Origin of the sequence: Microbulbifer sp. NBRC 101763 (assembly GCF_040371615.1) — a bacterium.
GTDB classification, from domain to species: domain Bacteria; phylum Pseudomonadota; class Gammaproteobacteria; order Pseudomonadales; family Cellvibrionaceae; genus Microbulbifer; species Microbulbifer variabilis.
Map to the genome: position 1 here is coordinate 379804 of NZ_BAABQV010000006.1, position 13233 is coordinate 393036.

Below are 13233 nucleotides of genomic sequence, written 5' to 3' on the forward strand. Positions count from 1 at the left end.
CCTGAAATCTCACTTCAGGCCATTCGACACCAGTGGTGGTATCTGAAGCTCAATTTCCTTCGCTATGGCGAGAAGTGTTAAGTCTGCGCCGGGCACTCCATCCAGTTCCAGACCTACCGGTAAGCCATTATTACCCCGTCCAATAGGAATGCTTATTCCGGGAGCACCGGTGACTGCTGCTGTGGCATTGTTGTGTATGAGTGTATCCAGAGTCGGAAGCATTTTTCCGTTCAGTTCCAGTTGGTTAGATGACGTGCTAATGGGTTGAGCCTCGATCGGTGCTGTTGGGAATACAATCACGTCTAGTTGGTGCTGCCGGATGATTTTCAGGTAGCTGTCGCGTACTCCAGGCATTCTCTTTAAAGCGGTCTGATAGTCGGCATTTGATGGTGCCTTGGGGCCCATTACTGACTCCTGATAGGCAGCCTTTACATCTTTACTTTTGATCATTGCAACCAACTCAGCCAGTTGGGTATTAGGCTGGTAGCTCGCCAGGAATTGGGTCATAGCGGTTTTCATTTGATGAAATCCGATAGGAAACCCAACATCAAGGACTGCGCTCACTAATGAGGATAAGTCGATTTCTACTAAGGTGGCTCCCGCGGAGCTAAGGGAATGTAACGCAGCTTTAAAAGCTTGGTATACACCTGGTGAGAGATTATCAAATAGCGGGTGGGCAAGCCCCAGGCGCAGCTGATTGAGTGGCTTTGCCTGGGGTGGGGCAGACCCGGTTAATATTTCAAACAGATAGGCGGTATCCTCTACGTTGGCAGCCATGGGGCCTGGGGTATCAAACGCTGGCACAGAGGGCACTATTCCCTCGGTGCTCAGGCAGCCAGTGGATGGCCGAAAGCCCACAATTCCTGTGAGGGCTGCTGGCAGCCTGATTGAACCGGCGGTATCCGTGCCCAGGCCTGCAGATACGATCCCGGCGGCAATGGCTGCTGCTGTTCCCCCGGATGAACCACCTGGAAAGCAGCATTTGTCCCAGGGATTCCTGACGGCGCCATAGGCGGCGTTATTAGAGGTTACGCCGAAGGCGAGTTCGTGCAAATTGGTTTTTCCAATGACGATAGCTCCGGCCTTCTCTAGATTCTCAATTATTGGGGCAGAAGCCTTGGCCTGGAAGTTCATACCAGGCGTGCCGGCAGTCGTTTGCATACCTCTCACATTCATATTGTCTTTGACGACGATGGGAATACCAGCAAGAGGCCTGTTATTGCTGCCTTCTTTCAGCCCGTTATCAATGCGCTGTGCTTTCTGTAATGCGCCTTGCCTATCCAGGCAGATAAAAGCATCCAGCTCTGAGTGGGCAACCGCATTATCGCAGGCTTCTTCAATTAAGGATGTCGCTGTGATCTTTCTTTTACGGACCATCTCAGAAAGCTGGCGTAGAGATGTTGTCATGGTTTGGCTTACTGGCGGCTACTAGTTAACCTGGATATTAGAGTATTCACGGTGGAGTATTAGCGTAAGCATCATTTTCACTGGAAATATTTCTTCTCTCGAAAATCAGCGCCGCGCATCTAGTTGGGCAGTTAATGGAAAAAGCTCGATTGTTTTTCTATCTACCCCTGTGCTTTACCAGGGACAAAATTAAATCATTCAATTTATGACGTTTTTTGAGAAGTATTACCACAGGTAAAACCAAAGCTTTGTTCCAGGATTGGCTGCAGTTGCTCATCAGGAATATAACCCCTGAGCCAGCGCAGTGGCTTGCCATTGGGTGCTATTAGAAAACTGAAGGGGGTGCCGGGAGTTTCACCCAGCACTTGCTGGAGTTTTCGATTCGCCTGGAACATGGCAAATTCCGGGCGCAATTTTCGATACTCAGCCAATAGTGCTTTGCGCGATCCGTTAATACCCAGGGCAAGTGGCTGGAACTGTTGTGAACACAAGTGTGTAAGCCGGTTGAGTGCTCGAACCTGACGAAAGCACCAGGGGCAGTCGGGTTCTACCAGTACCATCAGGCTTGGCTTGTCTTTGAAGTGCTGCAAGTTGATACGCTCAGACCCGGCAAGGCTGCGCAATTCAAAATCGAATAGGGAAGTGGGAACTTCAGTCGCGCCAGTTGGCGCGAACAGAAGTGTGAGGAGTAAGAGCCAGGCTCGCATTACAGGTTCCAGTCGAAGCCCAGGTAGAATTCACGGCCGCGCAGGGGACCATAGATATAGGCTACGTCATAGGCACCACTGGCATCCCAGAACAGAGGGGTTTCCCCTTCCTCGACCTGGGTGTAATCCGTGAGATTGTTGCCGCCCAGATACAGACTGAGGTTTTCACTCACATCAAAGGTCAATTTCATATCCAGTGTCCAATAGGCGTCTGCGTTTGTGCTCTTAAGTGTGGAATCGCCCAGCTGGTTAAAGCCTTCGTAGCCAAATTCAGCCAGGTCACGAGATCCGATCCAGGTGGCGCTAGCGTATAGCATCCAGTAATCGGCTTTGTAATCCAGATTGAATAGCGCACGTTGCTCCACTGGGGCAATGGCAAAGGATTCCCGGAAAACATCGTCGTAATCGTAGGTCTCCAGAGTGCCGCCAATAGATAGATTGTCGTTCAGCGCATAATTGAGAGTAATGTCGGCAGCACCTACAGAGGCGCTTTCCTGCATTTGGGTAAGCAGCGGTACCCCGTCCTCGGTTTCACTTAATGCCGCGAGGTTGTCTACTTCGGTAAATGCCAATGACAGGGTACTGTTAAGGCGCTCTCCTTCGAAGCTCAGCGCATAAGTTGCAGATAGAGACTTCTCCAGACTTTCAATGTCGATGGCAAAGCCATCTCCGGCATCCAGGATGCCGTGATCCGTTTCGAAAAAGGATAGGGGGGCTCGGTAGCCTCGCCCCAGCGCTACGCGGGAGGTCCATTGATCGTCGTGCAGGTAACGCAGGTCTATACGCGGGGCCACCACAGTTTCATCGATCTCAGTACCGGGTTTTTGCTCGGCGACGAAATCGGCTTTGGCATTATCCAGGCGTATGGCTAGTGCCAACTCAAGATCTGGTGAGACTGTCCAGGTATCCTGCAGGTAAAGGCCGGTAGTTTGGTAGTCGAAACTATCTTCGATGTAGTTGTCGCTTTCCGCCCCCGCAGCAGAGTCGGAGCGCATGGATTCATCGCGAAGGTCGACACCAAACGTCAGCATATGCTGGTCGTTCAGGATCAGGTTGTTGCGCAGGTCGAAGTAATTGAGCGTGTCGGTAGCGCTGTAGTCGAACCCCTCGTAAAAGGAGTCCTGTTTATGCTCAGACCAGGCAACTGTCAGCAAAGTGTTATAGGACTCGTTAAATTCGTGTAGCCAGCTGCCGGAAATTTCACTGCGGGTGGTGGCTATCCATTCGGTGGTTTCCCAGGGTTTACCGATATATTGCTGTCGCACATCGTCGTCGACAAATAAGTGGTCAGACTCCACACCATCGTATCCGTGCAAGACTGAGCCAATGCTGTCTCCCTGGGGTCCACCAAAAATATTGGAGTCGGTGTAGGCCGCGCGAAGGATCAGGTTGTCCCTTTCGCCCAGGTCTTGCGAGAGACGCACCACGTAACTGGTATTTTCCTGTAACGGCGCCTCGCTGACGCCGTTATCATCGTTGTCCATCTGGTGATGTTTGTCATCCTGGATGACCAGCGATGTGCGGGTGCGTTCATCATCGCTCAGATAGCCTGCCATCAAGCCAAGAAAATAACTGTCGTTGTCCTCCATGGAGGCATTTATATTGACGCCAGTTTCTTCTATCTCCTTGGAAATCACATTGATGGTTCCGCCGATTGCTTCGGGTGCCAGCAGTGATGCGCCAGCACCGCGGGCCACTTCGATACGTGAGATGCCGGTGGTGGCCAGTGCATCTACCGCGTAGTAGCCAGCCATCATCGTGTGTAAGGGAACGCCGTCGGTGAGGATGGTGGAGTGCTCCCCGCGCATACCATTCAGCATTACCCGCTTGACGCCGCACATAGAACACTCATTGGAAACCCGTACACCGGGGGATTTCTCAATGGCATCCGTCAGGTTTACCGCTTGTTGGGACTTGATCAGGCTCTCGTCTACGACTTCAGTTTTCTGTATGGCGTCCAAAAGGGCGCCGCGTTCATACAGTCGCTGGCGGACACCTATCACTAAGGTCTCCTCCATTACAGCGTTTTGTCCGGAAGGCGCGTCATCGGCAAAGGAGGCAGGGATTGCGGAGCAGAGGGTGATGGCGATCAAGCTTTTGCGAAACATGGGTTGATTTCCCAGAAGTGAACTTTTCTCATATGGTAATGATTCGCATTTGCAAATCAAGTGGGCAATGGTGGTAGTTTTGGTATCTTGGGGATTGGAGCGGGCGGAGTATGATTAGAGCCGGGCAGGTAGCCTGTTATTCAATGATTAAAAGTGACCGAAATTTAGAGTGAGGCCGCTTACATAAATTCAGGTCTGCCTAGCCGGGATGGCTGAGCCTCTATTGAAGGGAAAAAGTATATAGCGATTACCTATCTTTCTGGCTTTGCTGAGCTGAGTCACTCCGTATGTCTGAATGATTAATCTTTAATTAATTGCTGATATCAATATTGCCAAGCTGGTTAAAGAGGCCGTTTTTATTATTAAAATTTTTTGTACTCCCCACCTTACAAAAAGTGGGGAGTGACAACAGTTGCCCTTAATTACTCATCGCAAGGAATAATTTGTATATTCAAAAGCAACTGTGCTCCAACATCGGCAGAGCGTAAAGAAAATAAACTGTCAGCGCCGATTACTGTTGCAACGGTATCTGCTCTCGCAATAAGGGCCTCCCCATCGCACCCGGAATAGTAGGCAAATGGTGGGCGATCATTGAGGACAAAGTTCTCAAACCCAGAGCTATTCCAGTTATTGTCATGGCTTGGACCTTGGCTGCCAGAGAAAAAGTACTCTCGGTGGAAGTTGATATGTGACCCATCGGCAGAAAATACCGTGCCTCGCCAATCAATATCCAGTATTCCTACTGAAAATCCAGGTTCCACGCTCAAAGGCACCGCCAAGTTACAGTCAGAGCTGGCAATTGGGGTTACAGAGTTTGTAACCGCGCTGTACTTACTAAATAGAATAGCGATATTTTCGTTGTTATCTGTCGCAGTGGCTGTTACAGATCCTACGGGACAGCCGGTACCGTTAACAGCGATTTCTCCAATTTCAATTTGCTGCCCATCAATGAGCAATGTTTTTGCCAGAATTGGACCAGAAAAAACTGAACAAAGTGCGAGTGCTAGAAGTTTTTTAAACATTGATACTCTCCATTCCGTGAAAAGTTAAGAGGCCTGATCTTTATAAATCCTGTATGTGACATCTCGATTAATTGTTCTGTTTATAAAAGCTCCTTCTAGATTATTTGCCTCACACTGTAAAATTAAGATTTTTAATGTCAATTAATTACAGATGTAATTATTGGTGGTGGTTTAAGTTTGATTATATTTGTGGGCGGGGTCACGAATGAATTCAATGATAATCAATTAACGTGATAGGTCAGTGAGAGGGGTTGATCTAGGTATTGTGTGAGAGTTACCGGAGGAATCCTTGATAGTGTGTACAAGTTAGTGGTGCGCTATTTTTGTAACAGTAATGTTTCTATCGAATAATTTTTAAAGTAGTTGTTATAAATGGAATGCCCTGGCATAAGCTTGCCAGGGCTTCGAATAAGTTAACTACTTTCCAGTAGACTGTATGGCCACTATTTCAAAATTCCGATTTGCTTCAAGAAGGCATATTTATCCCATGTGACCCAGGTTTCTACAATTTTTCCATTTTCTATCTTGACAAACTCTACACCGTCCCAAGTGATAGTTTTATTTGTTGGAGTCTCACCCATAAATGAGCCGACATGCTTGGCACTGAGGGTCGCATGAGTGGCAACCATATTACCTTCGGCTACCTGCATGGTGTTGAGCAATTTCAAGTCTTTAAATGCGGCACGAAATTTGTCAACTTCGGCTAGAAACTCTTTCATATTCCGCTTTTGCGATTCAATTCCTGTGCCAACCGCAGAGTCAAGGTTGTTTATATAATTAGGTGCAAATATTGTGGATGGATCGATTTTTGAGTCACTTTTCCAAAAATCAATAGCATGTAAAGCAATTTTCTTGTTCTCTTGTAGGTTGTCAGATTGTGCAATAACACTGGTGGGGCCAGTGAGACAAAGAAGTATTGCCAAGGCTACTGGAAATATGTGTTTAGGCATAAAATCCTCCTGTCAATTGAATAAGTAATTCGATACTAAGTATGAGTGCTAGCGTAAATTGCGCCATCTAAATTGCACTCTGTCTGAGGAGATCTTGACGATCTAGTAATGGTTTCGGCATTTATATGGAATTATTCTGAATAACAGTGAGTAGATGATTAAGCGGGTGACTGCCTAGAGCAACGGTATATCAGTATTCTTAATGCTTGGTGTGTTTTTTATGAGTTTAGAGCCATTCTCGAGGGAGCTTGGTCCCCAAGAAGCACTATTTGTCGAGATGACCAGGCTGTCTCACGGCGGCTTGCAGTTTGTGTCTTTTATAAGGGTTTGCGAACCCTTAAAGGTAGGCCCTCTACGCGAGGGGTTGGCTTACCTTCATAAACGCCATCCACTTCTACGTGCTCGTGTGAAAAGGGGGGAGCGTCTGCGCTGGATTTGTGATGTCGACTTTAGGGATATCCCTCTGGAGATATGCCACCTAAAGAGCGACTTAAACCTTGAAGAAGCGTTTAAGACCCATGCGCTGAACTGTCTGGATAGTGAAAAATATGTATACAGTTTGAGGTTGTACCTTAATAAAGAGGGGCTGGTCGAGTGGGTTTCTATGATCAATATTCATGCAGTACTCGATGGCAGGTCAATAATGACACTGTTCTCAGATTTAGATAGATTTCTTCGCTCTAACACAAACCTTGAACAAGTCGAATCTCTGCCCCTACAGGAAAGCATAGCGAGCCAATTGGAAGCTTCTGGATATTTTGGAGAGGAAGAGCTTGAACATAAAAGCAAAGGAGATTTCAGCTGGGCAGTAGAGAAAGAAGCCGCTCCCCGTGAACGCAAGGCCTGTGCCATCTCATATCTCATGCCGCCGGAAAAGATTGATTTGCTGGCCCAGCTGGCTAAAAAAAACAAGGTAAAACTTACTGCGGTTTACTGCGCCATAGCATCAATTGCTGCAAGAGCTATACCTGGTTACAAAAAATTAACAGAAGTTATTCTGGCTATGGATGCACGAGGATTGTGCAGTCCTAATATACCTTTTGATCATATCGGCTCATTTTCAGAAACTACCAGTTTGGCTCTTCCTTCTAATGTTGTCTCAGCTGATATTATCGATGTTGCCGGAAGTTTGAATGAGCAGATTGACGCTGTGCTACTCAAGCAGAGACCGATGACGAAAAACCTAAGTTCTGATTACAACATGGAAGATATAACCCGTATGGCTGCTGAAGTTACAGCGCAACAAAGCTCTTTCCCGGCAGGCATTATTGTTTCAAACGTGGGGAATATGCGCTTTTTAGCAGATGAAATACGATATTTTGAAATACAGAAGCCAATGATTACATTAACTAATGGCATAAATCCGCTAATGGTAGTCAATTATACGACCTACCGAAACTCGGTTTTTATTTTTGGCTATTGTGAACCTTTGATAAGTAAGGAAAGTATCTCTAAGTATATCGATGAGTATATGGATATTGTTAATGAGTTAATCTCAGGTGGTTGATCTTCAATCAGCTAGGGCAGGGCGTCTAGAAAGAACTTATCGGCTCTATTTTGGCTCCTTTTCTAAAGATTTTTAGGAGTAGGAGCGCCTAGAAATTTCCAATACCTTCACTAAGTAGCAAGTTAGAAAGAGTTAAGGGGGCTTGTGTCAATTGTCACAAGCCCCCTAGGGGTTAATAAAGTAAAAGTTTCTTGTTGGGTGGCTTAGCGCCACACTCCCCATTGCCCGGTTGTGCCAGGTTCTTCACCCCTGGTCCACCATCCAGCAGTCCATGTTTGGCCATTGTGGCTTACCTGATCACCTGCGGTGTAGATTTGGTTGCTATCCCAGGCTTGAATATTGGGATCAGTAGGATCAGTAGGATCAGTGGGATCAGTGGGATCAGTGGGATCAGTGGGATCAGTAGGAGATGATGGTTCAACTACAAAGGAGTAGACCTCGTCATCCGTAGTAGAGTTACTGCTTACCGTTAATTTGAAGCTCAACTCATGATGTTCATTGGTTAAGCTTGACGTATCAATTACCAGTGCACCACTAGGTCCGGTCGCTGTTTCAACAGGGCTTCCACTTACTTGTGACCACGCGGTATCAGTGATATCTCCTGTGCTTTCTCCCGGTGAGAGTACCAGTAAATCTCCGTGCTCCACCTTTGCCATGTCGAGAGGTTTTAAAACCTTGGGCGTGATAGCGGCTATTAACTCGCTTCCATTACTCGTGATAGTGAACTCGCCGGAAGCGCGAGAATCTTTGGAGTTGAAATAGTTTCCATGTAAATCACCCTGGAAATACATGTAGTGGTTCATCTCCTCATGCCAGCGGCCGATAAAGACATTTCCATTGTGATTTGATTGATACCAGCCGGTAACCTGAGAGGCGAGCAGTCTATCCCAATCATTTTTATTGTCTTCGGTAATTGCCAGTGAAAATGATGAATGTTCCTCACCATTTTTATTGAATACCTTGTAATTGACGGTGTCACCTACATCTACCGAATCGATATTAATGTCTTCTGGAATAAAGGTGTTACCCTGGATGAGGTATGGCTCCGTAGTACCGGGATCAGGTTCGGTAGGCGGCTCAACATCACCATTTACAATGGTGATATCACTACAGTTGTAGAAGCCTTCACCCGCTGCATCTTCTCGCTGCCAGCGTACAAATAAAATTGCATTACCCACTCTATCTTCTGGAATAGTAACATTCATGCGATATTGACTATTCACAACAGGCACATTTCCCACCTCCTGGATAAGCTCCAGGTCATCCCAAGCAAGGGGTTGCGAAAGATCAGCGTTTGGTTTTGTTAGGAAAAATTGCCAGAAAGATGGGTTGTGTGGTGCTGTTGCGTGAAATACGTACTCGAAGGTTCCCGCACTGACTTCAACCCGGGTCCAGGCTTCAGTTGCTGCACCCATGCCCTTTTTCTGGGGGTCATTGGCATAACATAGAGTCCCATCAGGAATGGCATTTTTTACGGCTGTAAAATTATTGTAGTCAGGGATGTTGATAGAAAATTCATTGTGCTGCTGGAAAGGATAAGATCCAGAAATAGTTTTTGCCAGTGCGCAAGCGGGGTTAGGTGGTGTTCCAGACCAGATGTTTCCCTGGTCATAGCAAATTTTTTGCCTGGCCTTTGGGTATTCAGACCAGCCATGAGCTTGAACCTGCATACTGAAAGGCATTAGTAGCATTGTTGCAATGGCACATTTAGTTCTTAGTAGCATGAAATTACTCCAGGTTTCTATATCTTTCTTAGGCCCGTTTTTCTTAGATGAATAAAATTATTCACGGTTATGGTTGAACTGTTAGCAAGAAAATCTTGCTGTTTGAGCGGCTCCGTTAAAAGGGGTTAATTCGGCCTGTTTGGCATTTTAAAAATAATTTCTTAGCATAAACTGTGAAGCAAGTTGGCTTTTCTTTGCCTTGGAATCTTTTTTACTGTTTCATAGATTTGTAGAAAAAAATTCTTGGATAAATTTATGAACTCGTTCACTTACACTAATTGAACTGACCCTCAGCTAGGGTGAGGGTTCCCTTTGATAGATTAATTTTCAGTTTTTCTGTCCGTTTTCTAGAGATGATAGTGAGGATCAACTTCACTTTTAGGCATATCGCGACACCGTTATCCGTCATCAATCAATTGGAGAGGGTAAGGAGGAAGGGAAAAGTTCTGCCGTCTATGGTTAATTTAGATATATGTGCCGAAATATCTATATCCGGGTATGAGCCTCACTTACTGGGGTAATGGAAAACAAAAATATAGATTTATTCGCTTGAAATGAGTTTGCTGGCGTTTCTGGCTGAAGTAAATAGAGATAGGTTTTATAGGGGCCCGTTCTCGCTTTAACTGTGATCTGATGTTTTGATTGACCAGTATGGTGAAATTCTCTAAGGGTTGTTGGTCTAGATTAAGAAGTCTAATTGAACGGAGTTAATTGTTTAAACGATGTGCTTTATGTTTTACTATCATTCCGCATGGTCCAGATTCGATTTTATATGTTATTCCTTCACCATTGAGATCATACCTATTTTATAAGCGGTGAAGTTTTGGCTGTCATAAGATGCTCCTTATAAAGTGAAGTCTTCAATTCGTATTTTGCTGCGTGATGATGTTTTTTGTGACGTTATAAATTTAGGGTGATCTTCTTGTATTTATTCCGATTTGACGCTTTTTTATTGGGCGGGTTTCAGGGCATGTCAAACATACAGGTCATACATGTAGAAGCAGAATAAAAACTCTCGAATTCAGAATAAAAAATATATGTAGGCAATAATCTTCCAGTTGTTTTCAATCTACGCTGCTAGAACCCCCCTATGGGGTTACAGACGGATTTTCTTTGGCGCTGAATGCCTTATAAATACAGGGAATTAACAATGAATCTGAAGAGTTTAAATCTGGCAGCGGGTCCTATATTTTCTTCTCTTATGGCGTGTGGGTTTCTTGTGCCACACCAAGCGTTTGCGGTTGAATGCGGTGATAGAATACTTACACCGACATTTCTGACAGAGGAGTTGCATTGTCCTCTAACAGTTGATAGCCCATATGCGCTTACTATCGTTGGGCCTTCTGGGTATTTAAGGATGCTCGGTGAAGGCAAGATAACTTGCGATAATTCTCTAGGTGCTGGAATCGCTGGGGTATTGGTAGAAGGTCTTTCTTCATTTGTAGCTGGCGGTGAAGTTGACTCTTGCCCTACAGGAATCATTTTAGAAGGGGTTGGTTCGCACTCTATTTTGAACACAAAGATTAGTAACTCAACATCGGATGGTGTTGAGGTAATAAGCGATTTTAATTTCATCTCTGGAAGTGAAATAATCGGTTCAGGGCCAGGATCTTCAAGTACAGGAGTAGCAATCACTGAAGGGGGAGAGTATACAACTATTAGCAGTAATTTTATAGATGACAATGGCATAGATGGTATAGCTGTTCGTGGTCAAAATACACTGGTGACGCTAAATGAAATAGTTAATAGTGGTGTCAATGGATTATTGATAAATGCAGAAAATACCACGGTAACCAATAACTTTATCAGTTTTAATTTAGATGACGGTATTGATATAGAGACTGGCTTCAACACAATGTCAGGAAATGTTATCAGGGAGAATGGAGAGGATGGTATTGATGTGGATAATGTCGTAACCGGGAATTTAATCAATAATAATTATGTTATAGATAGTGTTGAGTTGGGGATTGCTATTGAGACAAATGCAGTAGGAAATACGATCAAGGATAATACGGCGCAGGGCAGTGGCATGTTCGACTTAATTGATGTCACAGAAAATGCTTTCTGTACCAATCAGCTGAATACCTGGGAAAATAATACAGCTGATACCTCAAGCCCTGATTGCTTGAAGGGCTTGTAAGTTATTCAGTCAATTAGTGGCCAATGCATAATGCTTTTTTTACTGATTAGGGACCAGCTTTTTGCTGGCCCCTATTAATTATTATCATTACTCAACTGAAGATCGAATTAAGTAATCAAAAGCGCCCAGTGCGGCTGTAGCCCCTGCACCCATTGAAATTACAATCTGCTTGTAGGGTACGGTAGTGGCATCACCAGCGGCGTAAACGCCGGGGATAGAGGTTGCTCCGCGCTCGTCGATCACAATCTCACCCATAGGGTTCATCTCTATATCGGTTTCCTTAAGGAATTCCGTGTTCGGTACCAGGCCAATCTGCACAAAGACGCCGGCCAGATCGAGCTTTTTGCTCTCGCCTGACTCTCGGTCAGTGTAGGCAAGGCCGTTGACCCTGTTGCCATCGCCCAATACTTCCGTGGTTTGTGCATTGACAATAATATCGATGTTGTCCATCAGCTGTGCTTTGCGTACCAATACTTCATCTGCACGCAGTTTATCGGCAAATTCTAGTACGGTGACGTGTTCAACGATTCCGGCAAGATCGATGGCTGCTTCGATACCGGAGTTGCCGCCGCCAATAACCGCTACGCGCTTGCCTTTAAAGAATGGGCCATCGCAGTGGGGGCAGTAGGCTACGCCCTTGGTGCGGTATTCTGCTTCTCCAGGAACGCCCAGCTCTCTCCAGCGTGCACCCGTGGCCAGTATTACTGAGCGGCTGGATAGGGTGGCGCCACTTTGTAGTTCAATGTCTACCAGCTCGTTGCGCTGTAAATTTGCTGCGCGCTGGTCGGTAACAATATCTACACCATATTCTTTAACATGCTGCTCCAGGCTGGCTGCGAGCTTGGGGCCCTCGGTGTAAGGTACAGAGATAAAGTTCTCAATACCAACAGTGTCCATCACCTGGCCGCCAAAGCGTTCGGCTACCAGTCCGGTACGAATGCCTTTACGTGCGGCGTAGATGGCTGCCGCTGCGCCCGCCGGCCCGCCGCCAACTACTAGAAGGTCGTAGGGGGCTTTTTCATTCAATTCTCCAGCTTTACGTTCTGCGGAGCCGGTATCCAGTTTGCCGACAATTTCTTCAAGGGACATTCTACCCTGGCCGAAATGTTCGCCGTTTAGGTAGACCGCAGGTACGGCCATGATATTGCGTTGCTCGACTTCCTTCTGGAACAGCCCACCATCGATCATCTCGTGGGTGATGTTCGGATTAAGGGTGGCCATCAGGTTCAGTGCCTGAACAACATCCGGGCAGTTCTGGCATGAGAGGGAAATGTAAGTTTCAAAGTGAAATTCACCTTCCAAGTTACGCACTTGCTCCAACAGCTCGGGATCTAACTTGGAGGGGTGGCCACCAGCTTGTAGTAGCGCCAAAACCAATGATGTAAATTCGTGGCCCAGGGGAATGCCGGCAAAGCTTACACGGGGTTCCTCTCCAGCAGGGGCGATAGCCATGCTTGGTGTGCGCCTGGCCTGGCCCTGTTGTGCGGTAATCTTGCTAGAGAGCCCTGAGATTTCATCTACCAGGGTTTCCAGTTCTTTTGATTTTTCGCTGTTATCAGTGGACACACGAATCTCGATCGGCTTGACGATATTCTGCAGGTAAGTGTCCAGTTGTTTTTTCAGGTTTGCGTCCAACATCGGTGTGTCCTTTCTCTAACTAGTTCAGAT

9 protein-coding genes are annotated in these 13233 nt (G+C 46.2%); 2 read left to right on the forward strand and 7 right to left on the reverse strand.

Going from position 1 to position 13233, the window contains the following annotated elements; translation table 11 throughout:
- Nucleotides 1-9 precede the first annotated feature (9 nt).
- The 5 genes from ABWV76_RS16965 to ABWV76_RS16985 form a co-directional block, all read right to left on the reverse strand.
- Complete coding sequence (locus ABWV76_RS16965; protein ID WP_353376702.1) at nucleotides 10-1407, reverse strand: amidase family protein; 1398 nt, start codon at nucleotides 1405-1407, stop codon at nucleotides 10-12.
- Nucleotides 1408-1610: 203 nt separating this feature from the next.
- Nucleotides 1611-2114, reverse strand: coding sequence for a TlpA family protein disulfide reductase (locus tag ABWV76_RS16970; RefSeq protein WP_353376703.1), 504 nt, complete (start codon nucleotides 2112-2114; stop codon nucleotides 1611-1613).
- Nucleotides 2114-4222, reverse strand: a complete 2109-nt coding sequence (locus ABWV76_RS16975; protein WP_353376704.1) for a TonB-dependent receptor plug domain-containing protein — start codon at nucleotides 4220-4222, stop codon at nucleotides 2114-2116. Before ABWV76_RS16975 ends, ABWV76_RS16970 begins: the two co-directional genes overlap by 1 nt.
- A 422-nt stretch (nucleotides 4223-4644) precedes the next feature.
- Entirely contained in the window at nucleotides 4645-5244 is a 600-nt protein-coding gene (locus ABWV76_RS16980) for a DUF4360 domain-containing protein (protein WP_353376705.1), read from the reverse strand.
- A gap of 443 nt (nucleotides 5245-5687) precedes the next feature.
- Nucleotides 5688-6194 carry an ester cyclase gene (locus tag ABWV76_RS16985; protein ID WP_020413226.1) on the reverse strand — a complete coding sequence of 169 codons (507 nt, stop codon included), beginning with the start codon at nucleotides 6192-6194 and terminating at the stop codon, nucleotides 5688-5690.
- 220 nt (nucleotides 6195-6414) lie between these two features.
- Here ABWV76_RS16985 and ABWV76_RS16990 point away from each other — a divergent pair, with 220 nt between their 5' ends.
- On the forward strand, nucleotides 6415-7701 hold the full coding sequence (locus tag ABWV76_RS16990) for a hypothetical protein (RefSeq protein ID WP_353376706.1): 1287 nt from the start codon (nucleotides 6415-6417) through the stop codon (nucleotides 7699-7701).
- A gap of 203 nt (nucleotides 7702-7904) precedes the next feature.
- Here ABWV76_RS16990 and ABWV76_RS16995 read toward each other — a convergent pair whose 3' ends face one another.
- Nucleotides 7905-9425, reverse strand: a complete 1521-nt coding sequence (locus ABWV76_RS16995) for a lytic polysaccharide monooxygenase (RefSeq protein WP_353376707.1) — start codon at nucleotides 9423-9425, stop codon at nucleotides 7905-7907.
- A 1150-nt stretch (nucleotides 9426-10575) separates the two neighbouring features.
- On the opposite strand from ABWV76_RS16995, the gene ABWV76_RS17000 reads away from it, so the two are divergent.
- Nucleotides 10576-11565 (forward strand): right-handed parallel beta-helix repeat-containing protein, encoded by a 990-nt coding sequence (locus tag ABWV76_RS17000; RefSeq protein ID WP_353376708.1) that lies wholly within the window; start codon nucleotides 10576-10578, stop codon nucleotides 11563-11565.
- Nucleotides 11566-11652: 87 nt separating this feature from the next.
- Here the strand turns inward: ABWV76_RS17000 and ahpF are convergent, their stop codons facing one another.
- A complete protein-coding gene (ahpF, locus tag ABWV76_RS17005) occupies nucleotides 11653-13203 on the reverse strand; it encodes an alkyl hydroperoxide reductase subunit F (RefSeq protein WP_353376709.1) in 1551 nt (516 codons plus the stop codon).
- Nucleotides 13204-13233: the final 30 nt, after the last annotated feature.